Origin of the sequence: Pseudomonas sp. TMW22091 (genome assembly GCF_022496705.1) — a bacterium.
GTDB classification, from domain to species: domain Bacteria; phylum Pseudomonadota; class Gammaproteobacteria; order Pseudomonadales; family Pseudomonadaceae; genus Aquipseudomonas; species Aquipseudomonas saxonica.
In genome coordinates this window covers 349415-366863 of the sequence record NZ_SCFI01000006.1, presented here as the reverse complement: position 1 = coordinate 366863, position 17449 = coordinate 349415, and the positions used below count along the sequence as shown (strand labels likewise).

Sequence of the window (17449 nt, the reverse complement as noted above, 5' to 3'; positions counted from 1 at the left end):
TCGTGCGGCCGATATTGAAGTGCTCGCACAATGCTTTGATGTTAGCGCCTTCAGCTGAGGCCAAGGCGACGAATTCGAGACGAAGATCCATGGCGGACACCTCTTTCCAGGACACATCACACCTCCTGAGGGTCAATGTGTCCTATTAAAAGTGTTCGCGATGTCTCCGAACATTGTGTTCGCTATGTCCCCGGTCCATACAGGGAGAGGGTTGGGGTGAGGGTAAAAATTTATTTTCACTGCGTAAGTGAGGTAAACCCCAGGCTCATTCGTGTAGTGCTTGAAAATGCGAAAAATTCGTATTCCGTATCAGGTCGCACACAGGTCATGAGCATGAAGTACAGGGCAAGTTCGGTGAAGCAGTGGTTGGGAGCTTCGGCACTCGTGATGGCCGGGTTGGCGTTGAACCCGCTGTACGTGGCAATGGCCGCCGAGGCGCCGCAGCATCAAGCCAGTGCACTGTTTGATTTCAATCTGGCAGCCCAACCCTTGCCGCAGGCCTTGAACGATTTCAGTCGTTTGACGGGGCTCAGCGTGGTCTACACCGATCAAGCGCCCCTTGGCCTGCAAGCTCCGTCGGTTAAGGGCCGCATGACAGCTGACAAGGCCTTGCAGCAGTTGCTTGCGCTGTCAGGCTTCAATGCCCGGCGCACGGACGCCAATACCTTTGCCCTCGAACCCTTGCCCACAGTCGGTGCGCTGAACCTGGGTGCTACCAGCATCACCTCGCAAACCTCCATAGACACCAGTTACCAGCCCCCCGCCGTGTCATCGGTGATGCGTGGCAGCGGTTCGTCCATGGAAGTCCCGCAGACCATCAACGTGGTCGCGGCACAGGTGATTCGCGATCAAGCGCCACGTAACTTGGATGATGCGCTGAACAATATCAGTGGCATCACCCAAGGCAACACATTGGGCGGCACACAGGACTCGGTGATGAAGCGCGGTTTCGGCGACAACCGTGACGGTTCGATCATGCGCGATGGCATGCCGCTGGTGCAGGGGCGGGCATTAAATGCCGCCACCGAGCGCGTTGAGGTGCTCAAAGGGCCAGCCTCGCTGCTCTACGGTATTCAAGATCCGGGGGGCGTAGTGAACGTGGTCAGTAAAAAACCGCAACTTGAGCAGTACAACGCGCTGACCGTGCGTGGCTCAACTTACGGCTCGGGCAAAAACGGCAGCGGCGGCAGCCTGGACAGCACCGGCCCTTTGGGCGATTCGGGGCTGGCTTACCGGATGATCATCGACCACGAAGATGAAGATTACTGGCGCAATTTCGGCCTGCACCGCGAAACCCTGATCGCCCCGTCGCTGGCCTGGTTTGGCGATAACACACACGTGCTGCTGGCGTACGAGCACCGCGAATTTCTGACCCCTTTCGATCGCGGTACGGCGATCAACCCGGCCACCAATCACCCGCTGGATATTCCGGCCACACGCCGACTCGATGAACCGTTCAACAACATGGAAGGACGTTCTGATCTGTACCGCCTTGAAGTCGATCACGACCTTAACGATGACTGGAACGCCCACCTTGGTTACAGCTGGAACCGCGAAACCTACGATGCCAGTCAAGTGCGAGTCACGGCGGTCAACCCGACGACGGGCACCCTGACCCGGAAAATGGACGGCACTCAAGGCGCCATCACCACAGACCGTTTCGCCACCGTCAGCCTGCAAGGCAAGGTGCAAGCGGCCGGCATGCAGCATGACCTGGTGTTCGGGGTGGATGATGAGTACCGCAAAATCTACCGCGCCGAATTGATTCGACAAAACAGCGCGTCCAACTTCAGCTACCTGAACCCGGTGTACGGCAATGAAGTGGCCGGCACCACGGTGAGCGCCAGTGACAGCAATCAGACCGATCTGCTGCGCAGCGACTCACTGTTTGCCCAGGATTCAATCCATCTGACCGATCAATGGATTCTGGTGGCGGGTGCACGCTTTCAGAAGTACGACCAACTGGCGGGCAAAGGTATTCCGTTCAAGGCCAACACCGACACCAACGGTGTGAAGTGGATACCGCGAGCCGGCCTGGTGTACCGCTACACCGATGAGCTGTCGTTCTATGGCAGCTACACCGAGTCGTTCAAACCCAACTCCACCATCGCCCCGTTGACCGGTGGCCTGGTGCTGGATTCGGCCATTGCCCCGGAGCAATCCAAGTCCTGGGAGCTGGGCGCCAAGCTGGATATTCCGGGGCGCATCACCGGCACCGTGGCCCTTTACGACATTAAAAAACGCAACGTGCTGGTGTCGACTACGGTGGGTGAAGATACCGTCTACTCAACCGCCGGACAGGTGCGTTCGCGGGGGCTGGAGCTGGATGTCAGCGGTCAGTTGAGCGATCAGTGGAGCCTGATCGGCAGCTATGCCTACACCGATGCCGAAGTGACCAAAGACGCGACCTATCAAGGCATGCGGTTGCAGAACGTGGCGAAGAACAGCGGCTCGTTGTCGGCGGTGTATGACTTCGGCAATGTGGTGGGTGGCGACAAATTGCGCGTGGGCGGCGGGGCGCGTTATGTGGGTGAGCGCGCGGGTGATGCGCTGAATGACTTCGAACTGCCGGCCTACACCGTGGCGGATGCGTTTGCCACCTACGACACCCATGTTGAAGGGCAAAAAGTCAACGTGCAGCTCAACGTCAAGAACCTCTTCAACCGCGTGTATTACACCTCGGCGGCCAGCCGAATGTTTGTCTCCATGGGCGATGCAAGGCAGGTGTCCATTTCCACCACGTTGGAGTTTTAGAGTCAGGTTTATGGCTTGAACGCCGCGCGGAACTCGCCCGGCGTGGCGCCCAGGCTCTGCCTGAAGCGATTGGCAAAATGGCTGGCGTTGGCAAAACCGCACGCCAAGGCTATGTCTCCCAAGCACAAGGTGCTGCTGCGCAACAGTTCGCGGGCGCGGGCCAGTCGACGCGTTAGCAGGTATTGATGCGGCGGCACACCGAAGCTTTCTCGAAACATGCGCGCAAAGTGATAGGGCGACAGCGCGCACTGGTCGGCCAGTTGACCAATGCTCAGTGGCTCGGCCAAGGAATGTTCAATGCGCTCCACCAGCTGGCGGCGTTGCCAGGCGGCCAGCCCACCCTTGAGTTGCAGCCCGTTGCGCATCCCCACCTGAGTCAGCAGGGCATGATCGAGCAGGGCGCTGGCCAGGCTGCTGGTGAGCAATCGCTCGCCCGGTTCATTCCAGTTCAACGTCAGCAGTTGATGAAACCGCTGAGTCTGGCGCGCATCATCCAGAAACGTAAACTCACGCAGTTGCAGGGTACGCGGCTCTTTATCCAGCAGGCTGATGCACCCCAGCGCGAACTGCTCCTGGCTGACATAGACATGGGCCAAGCGAATCTCGCCATTGATGACCCACGCCGATTGATGCTCGGCAGGCAACACGCAGAGCTTGCCCGGCGCGCCCTTGGCACTTGGCTGGTCGCGGCGAAACGTACCGGTGCCACCCGATATGTAGCAAGACAAAGTGTGATGACTCGGCGCCTCATAATCGCGGGCGTCGTGATGGTTGGTCCATAAGGCCGCAGCCATTCCGTCACCGAGCTCGGCACTGTGCTCAAGGCGAGCATTGGGCGAGCGGCTCATGGATTGAAAGACTTGCAGGGTATCGAAAACGGGCATGTGGCCATCGTACTCCCTCGCCTCACGACTGCCAGCCCCGGCGCAACAAAAGCGCAAGAATCTGCAAATGCAGGTGCGCATCAGGACGCACACTGAAGGTCATCTTCAGGAGCGTGCCATGAACCTATCTTTGTACTTATTGACTGTGTTGATTTGGGGCACCACCTGGCTGGCGCTCAAGCTGCAATTGGGCGAAGTGGCCATTCCCGTATCGATCGTCTACCGCTTTGGACTGGCTGCACTGGTGTTGTTTGCCCTGCTGTTGCTGAGCCGAAAATTGCAGGTGATGAACAAACGCGGGCACTTGATTTGTCTCGCACAAGGGTTGTGCCTGTTTTGCGTCAACTTCATGTGTTTTCTGACTGCCAGCCAATGGGTCACCACCGGCCTGATTGCCGTGGTGTTTTCCACGGCCACCCTGTGGAATGCCTTGAACGCACGGATCTTCTTCAAACAAAAGATCGCCCGCAACGTGCTGCTGGGCGGTGCGCTGGGCTTGCTGGGGCTGGGCTTCCTGTTCTGGCCGGAACTGAGCGCACACACCGCCACCCCGCAAACGCTGCTGGGGTTGGGGTTGGCATTGCTCGGCACGATGTGTTTTTCAGCTGGCAACATGCTGTCCAGCCTGCAACAAAAGGCCGGCCTCAGACCCCTGACCACCAATGCATGGGGCATGTTGTATGGCGCAAGCATGCTGGCGCTGTACTGCGCGCTTAGCGGTATCCCGTTCACGATGGAATGGAATGCGCGCTACATAGGCTCATTGCTGTATCTGGTGATCCCGGGATCGGTGATTGGCTTTACCGCCTACCTCACGCTAGTGGGTCGCATGGGGCCGGAGCGGGCTGCGTATTGCACGGTATTGTTCCCGTTGGTGGCGCTGAACGTGTCGGCCTTTGCTGAAGGTTATCAGTGGACGGCACCAGCACTGATGGGGCTGATACTGGTCATGTTGGGCAATGTGCTGGTGTTTCGTAAGCCCAAACCTGTATTGATGAGCGCCAAGCTGGCTTGACCTCACCTGCGCCGGAGCGAGCATTGCCCGCTCCGGCGTGGTTGTCAGCCTTTGAATACCTGCGGGTTGACCAGATCCTGCGGGCGTTCACCCATCAGCGCACTGCGCAGGTTGGCCAGTGCGCGGTTGGCCATTGCCTCGCGGGTTTCATGGGTGGCCGAGCCAATATGCGGCAACGTCACGGCATTTTTCAGTTGAAACAACGGCGACTCGGACAGTGGCTCTTTTTCATAAACATCCAGCCCGGCGCCCCGGATCGTGTTGGTTTGCAGGGCGTGAATCAACGCGGCCTCATCCACCACCGGGCCACGGGAAATATTCACCAGAATGGCACTTTTCTTCATCAGGCCCAGTTCGCGGTGGCTGATCAGGTGTTTGGTTTTCTCGCTTAACGGCACGACCAGACACACAAAGTCCGACTCGGCCAGCAACTGATCCAGCGTTCGGAACTGTGCGCCCAGCTCATGCTCAAGCTCGGTCTTGCGGCTGTTGCCGCTGTACAGAATCGGCATGTTGAAGCCCAGACGGCCCCGGCGTGCCACGGCGGCCCCGATATTGCCCATGCCGACAATGCCCAATGTCTTGCCGTGCACATCGCTGCCGAACAACGCGGGCGGCACACTGGCCTGCCACTGACCGGCCTTGGTCCAGGCGTCGAGTTCGGCGACCCGGCGGGCCGTGCTCATGATCAGCGTAAAGCCCAGATCGGCCGTGCTTTCTGTCAGCACGTCCGGGGTATTGGTGAGCATGATCCCGCGTTCGTTGAAGTAGTCGACATCATAGTTGTCGTAGCCCACCGACACACTGGACACCACTTCAAGCTGTTTGGCATTTTCCAGTTGTTGGCGGCCCAGCTTGCGACCGACACCGATCAAACCGTGGGCATGTGGCAATGCTTCCTCAAACTGCGCGTTGAGGTCGCCGCGTTTGGGGTCTGGCACGATGACGTTGAAATCCTGTTGCAGACGCTCGACCATCTCGGGGGTGACGCGGCTGAAGGCAAGTACGGTTTTCTTGGTGCTGGAAAGACTCATGTGAACAAGACTCATCGGCTGTCGGGAATGTAAGCACGCTAACATTCCTTGCCGCGTTTTGCAGCGTCTGGTGTGTAGGGTGGTAGTTGTTTGACTTATTTCAGGTGTAACGCCCTTTAGGCTCATGATTTTTTAAATCATGAGCATCGACCATGACCACCCTCACTGCAGTATCTTCAGAATCATCTTTGCTCTCAGAACCGCAACAGGCGGCTCTTGAAGTGATCAATCATGTTCGCACGCAGATTTATGCCCGGATGGGCACACTCACTCAGTCCGAAAAAAACAACTACCTCAGGGTCCAACATCAATATGCCAGCGCTTTTCTGGCAGTTGAGAAGGAAGATAAAAGAATAAAAGATAGGTTTTATACCGAGGGGCTCGAACGCCTCAAATCGCGCTTGCTGGCAGTGACGGGCAAGGTGATTGACCCTGAAAAAACATATTTTCATGCCCTGTACCTGCACATTCCGAACACGCGAGCCACACGAGAGACGCCATCAGAGCCCGGTCTGGAAACATTGCCCGACCCTCAGGCGATAAGAGACGAAAATGCTCCCGGTGTGCATGTGGCGAGCATGACCCTGTGGCAGGCAGCCTGCATGAACTTTGGATTTCTCGCTTATTTCGCAAGCTTTCGCAGCGGTAGCCAGGTCAGTGCAAGTTTCATCAATAACCGGCCCGGTGGGAATTTCCGGCAGAGCCGAAGCCCTGAAAGTATTGATCGCACTACCTTGATAGACGTCACCGCGTTCGTTGATATCGCCCGTTCGTTAAATCTTGGGGCGCGGTTAAAGAATGATCTGGTCACCGCTTTATCCGAGGAGGGTGCGCTCAAGACATGCATGCGCCACAGTATTAAATCGCACCTGCGCTTCAGTGTGATGGAGCTGTATAGAACGTCGAGTCACACCCCCGCGATAAAAGAAAAGCTGATTAAACTTTCCAGGGAGTTAGACCAGGCTCGGTCAGCCTTGAAAATAAAAAAAGTCATTATGACCATGGAGTTCACCCCCCTTGAATTGCTATCAGGCAGTGGGTTTAACCCGCAGTCGGGGTTTTCAATGGCAAGGCCTCATTCGCCCGACCGAGAAAGTACGGCGCACCATATCAATATGCCGTTGTATCAAATAGAAGACGTGGAGAGCGGGGCACTTTACAGTTTTTTTCCGGGGCGCCCAGGGGGCGAATTACGTTTTCAAACGTCAGAGCGTCAATTGCAGGATGAGTTTAAAGCGCAGTATCTCAGTGCTCAGACCCGCAAAGAGTTGTCATGGTTTGATCGTCAGTTAACACCGTTGGCACTGCGTAAAATCACTCAAATCACCCGTGTTCCTACCCGCCCGGCCAATCTGACTCCGGCAGCTGAGTGGCTCTATGATGTCGTACAAATGGTCAATAAACGCCAACCGCTTAAAGAACTGGGCTTTCGAACATGGACGATCGGACGATCTCTGGCGAGCGATTTGTATGAGCATCAATCAGGTCTCTATTCCAATCGTCTGGGGCAGCTGGCGGTCGAAAAATCGGATGTGGATCTGGAGGAGCTGACGAATGCACTGCTGACTTTTTTCGAAGAAACCCTGGGCGTTCTATTAACGCCCGTTCCGGGAGCACTCAAAGGTTTAACCCGTACGGTTCGCTATTTATTTCTTGGCGTGACGGCCCAAGGTTTGATCCGGGGGCTGGAGCAGGCTGCTCAGGATGACAGTACCGAGTTACTGCAAACCCTCACAGATGTGCTGGACATGGTGCTCAGTGTGCCGCTGCATACTCAGTTGGGCAAAATCGCCCTTGCCCGGCATATGAAGGCGCTGAATCGCATTGGAAACCCGCGAAAGATTATTCGCCCCAGTGGCCAAGCCGAGTTTTGGCACACAGACCTGGCCGGCTATGTACTGGCTGCCCCACAATTAATAGAGAAGCTTGAGGGGGATGCCCACGGGATCTATCGCTTTGAAAACCGCGACTATGTCGTGCTGGATAAAGATGGCCGCCAGTATGTTGTCGAAGTTCATGCTCGTGAAGAAGGCGGTAAACGCTTCCTCATGCACGCCGATACCACTGTTTATCAACCGCCAGTTGAGTTTGATCCGGTAACGCGTCATTGGCATTTAAGTGTTGATGACAGTCCCACCCTGAACGATCAGCAACTGCTCTGCCGAATGCTCCCTGGTTTAACCGAAGTTGAAGCCCGGCCAATACTCAACATCAGTGCTGTGAGCCGTCGAAGTTTGGAGCGGGTCTGGTCTGGCGACGTGCCAGAGGGGTCATTGACTGATGCGGTCACGCGCTACATGGCCGACAAGCGAATTGAACGCATGATTGAGGGGTTAGCCCAGCACCCGCAAACCCTTGTAGAGCTAGACCGCCCTGTATTGGCACTGTTGACCCAAATCGAGCACTGGCCAGCAGACATGGCATTGAAGGTGTTCGATGAGCGGGGAAGACTGAGTGAGGTCTATGGCAAAGGCATGAGTCTGGAAGGGCTGGCTCGCTCGATAGACCTCAAGCGCCTGGACGATGGTGAGCTGGTACTGAACGCCACTGTACTGTTCGAGCCTTTTCCTGGGTCAATTTTGTCGCAAATCGTAGACGTGTTGCCGCTGCCCCCTCCAGACAGGCGCCTTGAGTCACTGGATGAAACGTTACTGGCCCAGATGCTGTTGCTGCGGCTGCGCCTCAATAAGCAGAACGTATTCAATAGCCTGACGCTGAGCAGCGATCGAGTCCGTCAAGACCCTGCTGTGCAGGGCCTGCTGGAGCGCGTTTATTATCCGCTGCAACTTAACCCGCTCATCCCTTCTTCAGCGCTGGTCAGTTCATTGCGCACATTCCATCCCGAATTGTCACAGGTACGTTGTGCCCAGTTAGTGAGTGACTATCCACAGTTGCAGCACTATCAACACCTGCTGATCAATTCTGCCGCATCCCGCTCGAGCCCGTATTCTCGTTTGATACCCGAAGACTTGTACGACGCCATACACCGTGTCAAAACATGGGTGCGTCGCGAGCGTTTACTGGATGCTATCTATTTTCCCCGTGCCTTCAATGCCGATGCCGATGGGTGGCTTCGAGCAATGATGACGGCCCTCATCAAGCGCGAGTGGGGTCTTGATTTAGTGATTCATTCAGTGGAGCACAACACAGAGGGCACCCTGGCGGTCTATCAATATTCCAGTCAACAGGTGCTCTTGCTGGATCACGGGCATGGGGTTTATAGCGCTTATAACAAACAGGCATCTTCACTCCCTGACCGTGGCGCAGATAGCTTCTTTAACGCCCTGCGGTTAGAACTACAGGCTTTGCCGCGAGCCGGCAGCCTGTCCCGTTTACTTGAGTACCGTGCCTCTGACTGGAGAAAAATAGTGGGGGACGAACTCGTGCAGTATCGGGCGCCTGATGGCCGATTCGCCATGGCCAACCCCCAGATAGAAAGCTATGCACATCCGACATTAACGTGGACCGGGGAAGAGTTTAGAAATACCGCGGGTATTTACAACATCGAGGCGACCCCTTGCCTCGTATTGGAAGGGCACGTGTATGAAGTCGAGTCTTTTGATCGCTCGTTCACTAACAGGATTGTGCATCCCACCCTGTTTTCAAGTGTGCCTGTTTTGGTCTATGGCAATGGGGCTGGCGCTTGGAGGCATGAATATGAAAGGCCTCTAGAATGGCAAGGTCATCAATTGTTCAGACGGTTGGGCCAAGCCGAGGGCCGGTTTAACAGCGAGCAAATCGACGCCATCATGAACGTCAGTGGCATCACCGAGGACATCATAAGAAGGGTGCATGTCAACCAAGAACCACCGCCGCCCCTCTTGATCGATACCATGCGCCGTTTCGCGCATGTTCAGCGGCTTGAAAACTTCCTTTTAAAATGCACAACCGACAGTGACCTGGGCGTTGTGAGCGAACTGATGCTGTCATTTGATGAGCCTGATCGCTCCCGTATCACTGCGCCTTTAACCACCACTCAACTTCAAGCGTTGCGTCGTGTAGTTGCGCCCGGCGACACCCTGGCTGAAATGCTGACTCATCGTGCGGAGCATTTGAACTATGCGCATGTGCTCTTTCATCATTTGAGCCACGCCAATAATGTCATGACCCCAGCTTTATTTGATCTGATGCTTCAGGTCTCTGAGCACATGGCCACCCCCGCGTTGAGTTTAATTAGACGGGTATTTCCAAGCCTTCCGACTTATATCGCAGAAGATTTGATTAACGCAGCCAATCAGCTTGAAACGGACCAATTGGCCGAGGGGCGTATTCCTTTAAGGTTGGCCGAGGAGGCGCGCTGGTATGTACGCCACATACGAATGAACCGGGCACTGGAGGGTTTTTATTTTCCGGCGCTGCAAAATAACGACAGTGTGAAATTGCTGTTTCACAGCCTTGGGCAACAACCGGATTGGCCTGAGGAAATGTGCATTGAAGTGCGTGAAAACAGTCTTTCCGGTGCGTTGATCTGTCGGCTGGGGGGCGAAAAGGCTCCAGTCCAATTGAGCTTGTTGAAAACAGCGACGGGCTGGAAAGCTATCTCGCCACGCGCCAACGGTGGCACTGCTCAGGGGCGCGATATTTTCACCCTCTTGTGGGCCGCACTTTCAGAACGCCAGCGGAGCGTGTTGAAGTTCAATTACCCTGGCGGCGAGGCTTTGCTCAAGGAACAGTTGACGTTAAGAGCCGTCGAAAGCCGAGACGCATATTTTGGCGTGTTGGGCGTCGTCGTGAACCGGCCCTGGTTTTCGCCCCCCAAACGATTGGCAGACGGTCGTATTGGTTACTCACTAAGCGGTCGCGGATCTGCAACGGATCAATTTTTTGCAGACAGTGAGTTGCGCCAACGCTACGAAAAGATATACCCCGCCAGTGTTAATGGGGAATCAACGCGAGCCATCCTACGCATGCGAACGAGTGGGCTCAATATTGACCAGGAGCTTGCCCGGCTTGAAGGTGAAGCCCGCATGCTCGTGCACCAACTCAATACGTGGGTTGAGCAAAGGCCAGACGTCGACACCTTCGATGTGGGGGCGCAATACCACAAGCATGATTTGAGCTTGGCTCTGACTAAGGCGTGGCGTAAAGAAATACCTGCGGTCACGGATTCCAGAGGAGCAGTACTGGGCTATAAGTTGGTGCTTCAAAATTGGCGTGTCAGTACCTTGCCCGTACTGAGTGCCGACTTTTCCCATATCCGTGAATTGCACATGACGGGACTAAGAGTCGGCGCTGGCATGGCGTTTGGAGTCGAATCCAATATCAATCAGTTCATACGCAGCTTTGTGTCTTTGACGTCCTTGAAAATAGATGACAGCAGACTCGCGCGCTTTCCAGAGGCCATAGGTGCACTGTCAAATCTCAAGGAGCTTTCACTTTCAAATAATGCCCTGCGTCTATCTCAAGAGGATCAAGCCAAGGTGGCTGGGCTGGTTCATTTACAGTCCTTGAATCTAAGTGGTTGTCTGTTGACGGGGCGATTCAATGTCACGACGCTCACCGAGCTGCGAGAGTTAAACCTGTCCCGTACACAAGCCATTATCTGGCCGTTGGGCGTTATGCAATTGAACAACCTGAGCCACTTGGATTTAAGCGATAACAACATCCTCACGGTGCCGCAAGAGGTCTTGAATGGCTCGCTCACCCTCAACAGAGGCACGTCCCTTGTGGGTAACGAACTGGCGCCTGCCGGCATCCAACAACTGCAGGTTTATCAGATGCGCACCGGTATTGATTTTGGGCTGCATCTTGAGGCCAATCATCCACCGTTGCAGGCGTTTAACGATGGGGTGTGGCTCGAAGGACTTGAGCCGGATGAGAGGCAGGCCATGTTTAAACAATGCCAAATGCTTCGTCAGGACCCCCGTGCAGAAAGTTTTTTCAAGTTGATTGAAGCACTGCAAACAACAGCTGATTTCGGCAATGCCCCTCAAGATTTGGTAAGCCGTGTTCAACAAACACTTGAAGCGATCGCTGAGGATGAACGTGTACGCAGCTTGGTGTTCGCTCAGGCTTCAAAGCCTACGTTGTGCTGCGATTCGATCGCAGTGCGGTTTAGCCAGTTGGAAATTCAGGTGCAGGTGTCCAGAGCCCTGGCGGACGATGATCCTGATCGCGCTGAATTGAGTCTGGCGCGCCTTATCAGGGGGCAATTTCGTTTAAAAGTCTTGGATAACATTGCTGTCGAAGAGGGCCGCAAGCGAGGGGGCGCAGTGGATGTACTCGAAATTGGGCTCACTTACAGACTGGCACTGGCTGATGCGCTGGCGTTGCCCGCTCAACCCAAAAAAATGATGTTTCCAGCGCTTGGCCACGTGGAGCCTGATGAGATTGAGCGAGCCAAGGTTGCCATTTTGGCCATGGACAATGGTGAGTTGATGTTGGACCACATGACTCGCGATCCATTTTGGGATGAGTTTCTGAGGGGGCGTTACGCGGATCAATTTGATGCGGTGTACAGCGAGAACCATCAAGTCGTTGACGGCAGCGATGTCTACGACGTTGAACGCTACGACAAAAAAATTCAGACGTTACAGAACACGCTGACCCTTGCCGCATTGGCCAGGCTGAGCAGCAATTGAAGGCAGGCGCCTGTGTGATCCAGGCGCCAACCTGACGTGCTCTTCCAGAACTGCGGGAATCCGGCTGACCTGGAGTGTCATCCCCAGCCTTTAGCTATACGCCGCCAGTTCTGTCTGGTGCGCTGCCAAGATTTCAGGCAGTGACCCTTTCAGGTATTCGACCCAGGTTTTGATCTTCGCATCCAGATACTGACGAGACGGGTAAATGGCATACAGGTTCAGTTCTTGCGAGCGGTACTTGGGCAGCATGCGCACCAAAGTGCCGTTGCGCAGGCCATCAATCGCCGCGTACACCGGCAACACGCCCACGCCCATGCCGCTGGTGATCGCCGTTTTCATCGCATCGGCCGAGTTGACCAGAAACGGCGAAGAATTGATCAGCACCATTTCCTGGCCTTCGGGGCCTTCAAACACCCACTTGTCCAGCGCAATCACCGGACTGACCAGACGCAAACAGGCATGGTTGAGCAGGTCGCTGGGTTTGTCCGCGGTGCCGTTGGCTTTTACGTAGCCCGGGGAGGCACAGACGATGCTGTACGTAATGCCCAGGCGCTGGGATACAAACCCCGAGTCCGGCAACTCGCTGGCCAGCACGATGGACACGTCGTAACCCTCGTTGAGCAAATCCGGTACACGGTTGGCCAGCGTCAGGTCAAAGGTCACATCGGGGTGGGTTTTGCGGTAGCGGGCAATAGCGTCGATCACAAAGTGCTGACCGATGCCGGTCATGGTATGCACTTTTAGTTGGCCAGCAGGGCGTGAGTGAGCATCACTGGCCTCAGCTTCTGCTTCTTCGACATAGGCCAGAATTTGCTCGCAACGCAACAAATAACGTTTACCGGCTTCGGTCAGGGCGATGCGCCGGGTGGTGCGGTTGAGCAGGCGGGTTTGCAGGTGGGCCTCAAGGTTGGAGACCGCGCGCGATACGTTAGCGGTAGTGGTGTCCAGCATCGCTGCCGCCGCCGTGAAACTTCCGGCTTCGGCCACGCAACTGAAGGCGCGCATGTTTTGCAAAGTGTCCATGAAGTGCTCTCAAGGGGCTAAAAGGGGACAGCAACCAGTTACACAGCGTCAAATTGTGACACGAAGTTTCAAGCATTACCGACAGGTTTACATTCGACTAACGGATTATCCCAGTAACGGTAATAAAGATTCACCGTTTTGCCAGCTTATCGTTGTGATAACCACGTCCTAAACTAGTCTCCTTCGTTACTTACCCCCCCCCTCCTTTTCAGGAATCAGCAGCAGTGCCACGTCGCATGAGCAGGGAGCTTAAAACACTGAGTGTTTTGGCTTTATCGTTAGCATTAAATGGTTGCATCGGTTTCGGTGGCATCGGCCCCAAAGGCACAATGCTCGCACCCAATGCTTTAGCTACCGACGAGGCGATTCAAAACGCCGCGCAAGACGCACATTGGCCTAAAGCCCAGTGGTGGAATGCCTATGGCGATCCACAACTCAATGAGTGGATCAACATGGCCGTGCAGGGCAGCCCAACCATGGCCATGGCCGCTGCGCGCGTGCGTCAGGCCAAAGCAATGGCGGGTGTAGCTGAATCGGCCGAGTCTGTGCAGGTCAACGGCGAAACTGCTCTTAAACGTCACAGATGGCCTTCGGACAATTTCTATGGCCCCGGCGATCTGGACAAGACCACTACGTGGGATAACGCCGCCTCATTGGGCTTCAGTTATTCCCTCGACCTGTGGGGCCTTGACAGCAACACCACAGAGAAAGCCGTGGACATGGCGCACATGACGGCTGCCGAAGCCCGTCAGGCTCAGCTCGAATTGCAGAACAACGTGATTCACGCCTACATCCAGTTGTCGCTGCACTATGCCCAGCTCGACATCATCGAGTCGACCTTGCATCAGCAAGAGCAGATTCTCGATCTGGCGCAAAAACGTCTGGATGGCGGTATCGGTACGTATTTCGAAGTCAGTCAGGCGCAAGCGCCACTGCCCGAAATTCATCGCAAGATCGACGCTCAGGAAGAAGAAATTGCCCTGACGCGCAATCAGTTATCAGCGTTGGCGGGTAAAGGGCCGGGCGAAGGCGCACGCCTCAAGCGCCCGACACTGATGCTGGGCACCGCCCTTAAATTGCCTTCCAACCTGCCGGTTGAATTGCTGGGCCAACGCCCCGATGTGGTTGCCAGTCGTTGGGAAGTGGCCGCACAGGCACGGGGTATTGACGTTGCTCACGCCGGTTTTTACCCTAACGTCAATTTGATGGCCAGCTTGGGTTTTGTGGCCACAGGTGGCGGGGCGCTGGAGTTCCTGGCTGCTAAAAAGCTCACCTACAACGTTGGCCCTGCGATCTCGCTGCCCATTTTCGACGGAGGTCGTCTACGCTCCGAACTGGGTGTTGCCTCCAGTGGTTATGACATGGCCGTGGCCAAGTACAACCAGACGCTGGTCAATGCGCTTAAAGGGATTTCTGATCAGTTGATCAAGCGTGAGTCCATGGACAAACAGCAAGTGTTTGCCCGTGAGTCGGTTGAAGCCGCGCAGAAAACCTATGACATCGCCATGGTCGCTTACCAACGGGGCTTGACCGACTACCTCAACGTGCTCAATGCGCAAACCCTGTTGTTCCAGCAGCAGCAGGTTCAGCAAGTGGTCGAAGCCTCGCGCTTGAGTGCCCATGCCGAGCTGGTGACGGCATTGGGCGGTGGTCTTGGCGCCGGTAACGATGTGCCAAAAGCCGATCGTTACGCGCCCGACAAACCACCGGCAATCATGAAGATGTTCAGTCGCTGATATTCAACCCTGATGGCTAATTTTGAGAGCCTGTAGATGAACCATTTACCCGCCCCGGTACGCTGGTTGCATTCCCTGGAATGGCGCCGAGGCTTTTACGAATGGGCACGCACTGACGGCGTGACCTGGGTCCATATTTTCAAGGTGCTGACAGCCGCGTTTCTGACGTTGTGGCTGGCCATGCGCCTTGAGTTACCACAGCCGCGCACCGCGATGATCACCGTGTTTATCGTGATGCAACCACAAAGCGGTCAGGTCTTTGCCAAAAGTTTTTACCGGTTTTTAGGCACCCTGACCGGCTCGGCAGTCACCGTTGCGTTGATCGCCCTGTTTGCCCAGAACACCGTGTTGTTCCTCGGTGCGATGGCGATCTGGGTCGGTATATGCTCGGCGGGTGCGGCCCGTTGCCGTAACTTTCGCGCCTACGGATTTGTGTTGGCCGGTTATACCGCCGCCATGGTCGGCTTGCCTGCCCTGGCGCATCCGGACGGTGCGTTCATGGCGGCCGTGTGGAGGGTGCTTGAAATCTCGCTGGGCATCCTCTGCTCAACCCTGGTGAGTGCCGCCATCCTGCCTAAAACGGCGGGTGCTGCGATGCATGACGCGTTGTACAAACGCTTTGGCGTGTTCGCCGGCTTTGTCGCTGAAGGCCTGCGCGGCAAGTCTTCGCTGGAAGACTATGAAGCCAAGAATGTGCGCTTCATCGGCGAGAGCGTCGGTCTGGAAGGCATGCGCAGCGTGACCGTTTTCGAAGACCCGCATATGCGTCGTCGTAGCGGGCGATTGAGCCGTCTGAACAGCGAATTCATGGCCATCACCACGCGCTTCAATGCCTTGCACCAATTGCTCGCCCGTCTGCGCAGTCGCGGGGTGGTGCAAGTGGTAGAGGCCATTGAGCCGGAGCTGGAGTTACTCGCCCAGTTGCTCGACACCTACGCAGGTCGCTCTTTGACGGATAAAGACGCCTCTGTTTTAGCCGAACAGCTGAGCGCGTTCAAAGCCGGCTTGCCTGGTCATGTGCGGGCACTGCGGGTGAAGTTTCTGGAAAGCGAACCCAGCCCTTCGGACTTCCTCGATTTCAACACGGCGTATGAGCTGTTATTCCGCTTCGTGGACGACATGCACAACTACGCGTTGACCCATGCGTCGCTGGCCGATCACGTTCATGAGCGTGAACGCTGGGACCAGCCTTTTGTTTCGCAGACCAACTGGTGGTCGGCGGCAGCGTCGGGCATACGGGCGGCGTTTATTCTGGCCGTGCTGGGCACCTATTGGGTCATGACGGCGTGGCCTAGCGGCGCCACCATGACCCTGATCGCAGCAGCCACGGTCGGCTTGTCGGCGGCCACGCCCAACCCCAAACGCATGTCGTTTCAGATGGCCTGTGGGACTTTCCTGGGCGCGATCATCGGCTTTGTTGAAATGTTCTTCGTGCTGCCCCATATCGACGGTTTCGCGTTGCTGTGTGTCGTGCTGACGCCCGTCATCATGTTGGGTTCGTTCCTGACCTCACGGGCCAATTACGTCGGCGTAGGCTTGGGCTTGCTGATCTTTTTCACATCAGGCTCGGTGCCCGACAACCTGACCATCTACAACCCGTACCAATTCATCAACGACTATATTGCGATGGTGCTGGGGATGCTGGTCTGTGCAGCGGCAGGTGCGATTATTTTGCCGCCCAACAGCCGCTGGTTGTGGAGCCGTCTGGAGCAAGACCTGCGTGAACAAGTGGTGTACGCCATCAGTGGCAAGTTGCGTGGCTTGAGCTCCAGCCTTGAAAGCCGTACCCGTGACCTGATGCACCAGGCCTACGGTCTGGCCGCGGGGAATCCGCAAGTGCAACGCACGTTGCTGCGCTGGATGTTTGTAGTGCTTGAAGTGGGGCACGCCATTATCGAATTGCGTAAAGAACAGGCTGTGTTGCCGGTTCACCCGGCGTATGCCGAGTCTCAACCCTGGCGTCAGGCCATTCGGGTCATGGGCCGGGCGCTGGTTCGGCTCTTTATTGCCCCGAGTGAAAGCAACCTGGAACGTGCGCTGATAGCGGTCGATCATGCAATCAATCGAGTGCAAGCGACCGACGAACCCTTTGCCCGTAACTTTGATACTTCGGCACTGGTGCGCGTGCAGAGCTACCTTCACTTCATTCGTTCGTCACTGCTTGACCCGCAATCACCGCTGGCGGCTTATGCCCAGCCGCAAGGAGTTGAACATGCCTCGTGAAATCGCCTTTCATGGCGTCTACATGCCGACCATGACCCTGATGTTTTTTATCGCGGCCGTGCTGGCCTGGGGCTTTGACCGACTGTTTTCCGGCTATGACCTGTACCGCTTCTTCTGGCATCCGGCGCTGTTGCGTCTGAGCCTCTTTGCTTGTCTTTTTGGCGCCATGGCGCTCCTTGTTTACCGTTGAGACCGATCG

At 55.9% G+C, this 17449-nt stretch carries 9 protein-coding genes; 6 read left to right on the top strand and 3 right to left on the bottom strand.

The window, feature by feature from the left end; translation table 11 throughout:
* Positions 1 to 333: 333 nt before the first annotated feature.
* On the top strand, positions 334 to 2754 hold the full coding sequence (locus tag EQV93_RS14490; RefSeq protein WP_411736506.1) for a TonB-dependent siderophore receptor: 2421 nt from the start codon (positions 334 to 336) through the stop codon (positions 2752 to 2754).
* 8 nt (positions 2755 to 2762) lie between these two features.
* Here EQV93_RS14490 and EQV93_RS14485 read toward each other — a convergent pair whose 3' ends face one another.
* Positions 2763 to 3638 carry a helix-turn-helix domain-containing protein gene (locus EQV93_RS14485; protein ID WP_240891791.1) on the bottom strand — a complete coding sequence of 292 codons (876 nt, stop codon included), beginning with the start codon at positions 3636 to 3638 and terminating at the stop codon, positions 2763 to 2765.
* 118 nt (positions 3639 to 3756) lie between these two features.
* On the opposite strand from EQV93_RS14485, the gene EQV93_RS14480 reads away from it, so the two are divergent.
* Positions 3757 to 4653, top strand: coding sequence for a DMT family transporter (locus EQV93_RS14480; RefSeq protein WP_146385383.1), 897 nt, complete (start codon positions 3757 to 3759; stop codon positions 4651 to 4653).
* 44 nt (positions 4654 to 4697) lie between these two features.
* Here EQV93_RS14480 and EQV93_RS14475 read toward each other — a convergent pair whose 3' ends face one another.
* Positions 4698 to 5687, bottom strand: a complete 990-nt coding sequence (locus EQV93_RS14475; protein ID WP_122786452.1) for a 2-hydroxyacid dehydrogenase — start codon at positions 5685 to 5687, stop codon at positions 4698 to 4700.
* Between the two features lie 152 nt (positions 5688 to 5839).
* On the opposite strand from EQV93_RS14475, the gene EQV93_RS14470 reads away from it, so the two are divergent.
* Positions 5840 to 12268, top strand: coding sequence for an NEL-type E3 ubiquitin ligase domain-containing protein (locus EQV93_RS14470; protein ID WP_240891790.1), 6429 nt, complete (start codon positions 5840 to 5842; stop codon positions 12266 to 12268).
* A 90-nt stretch (positions 12269 to 12358) separates the two neighbouring features.
* Here the strand turns inward: EQV93_RS14470 and EQV93_RS14465 are convergent, their stop codons facing one another.
* Positions 12359 to 13291: a LysR family transcriptional regulator gene (locus tag EQV93_RS14465; protein ID WP_122786454.1), complete on the bottom strand. Its 933-nt coding sequence runs from the start codon at positions 13289 to 13291 to the stop codon at positions 12359 to 12361.
* A 224-nt stretch (positions 13292 to 13515) separates the two neighbouring features.
* Between EQV93_RS14465 and EQV93_RS14460 the strand changes: the two genes are divergently transcribed.
* Genes EQV93_RS14460 through EQV93_RS14450 form a run of 3 tightly spaced genes read left to right on the top strand, consistent with a single transcriptional unit; the run spans position 13516 to position 17440 of the window.
* Positions 13516 to 15027 (top strand): efflux transporter outer membrane subunit, encoded by a 1512-nt coding sequence (locus EQV93_RS14460; protein WP_146425982.1) that lies wholly within the window; start codon positions 13516 to 13518, stop codon positions 15025 to 15027.
* 36 nt (positions 15028 to 15063) lie between these two features.
* Positions 15064 to 17250 carry an FUSC family protein gene (locus tag EQV93_RS14455; protein ID WP_122786456.1) on the top strand — a complete coding sequence of 729 codons (2187 nt, stop codon included), beginning with the start codon at positions 15064 to 15066 and terminating at the stop codon, positions 17248 to 17250.
* Positions 17240 to 17440: a DUF1656 domain-containing protein gene (locus EQV93_RS14450; protein WP_122786457.1), complete on the top strand. Its 201-nt coding sequence runs from the start codon at positions 17240 to 17242 to the stop codon at positions 17438 to 17440. Before EQV93_RS14455 ends, EQV93_RS14450 begins: the two co-directional genes overlap by 11 nt.
* Positions 17441 to 17449: the final 9 nt, after the last annotated feature.